The following is a 357-nucleotide window of genomic DNA, read 5'->3' on the forward strand; positions in this document are numbered from 1 at the left end:
CGATTCGTGTTCTCGCTGACCAGCAGGCAACCCCCGGTTGGCACAGGAACGGGAACCCTTTCCGACGGGCGCAAAGTGGTGTTGAGAATAGGACAATGACCGCAAAACGACTGGCACGAATTGATGTCCTACTCACAGCGCACGTGGCTTTCAGACCGTTTGGCCCAGTTGCCAGAACCGGTCTTGGTCGCGCCATTTCCGGTTATTGGCGGGACGGACCATTAGCAGACATTTAGCACCAGGATTGGTGCTGTTGTCGAGGACGGGACCTGCAGAGCCCTGAGCCTTGAGCGGATCGTGAAAACCTGGACGAGAACTGGTCGCCGCGTGGTCGCAGGTCCCAGAGATTTCCGTGGA

1 protein-coding gene is annotated in these 357 nt (G+C 58.0%); it reads right to left on the reverse strand.

Annotated features, from left to right (window positions below):
* Window positions 1-150: 150 nt before the first annotated feature.
* Window positions 151-357: hypothetical protein (locus BQ8794_RS36100; RefSeq protein ID WP_210189856.1), on the reverse strand; the 207-nt coding region annotated here is incomplete at its 5' end.

This window comes from Mesorhizobium prunaredense, from assembly GCF_900156895.1.
Lineage (GTDB): Bacteria > Pseudomonadota > Alphaproteobacteria > Rhizobiales > Rhizobiaceae > Mesorhizobium > Mesorhizobium prunaredense.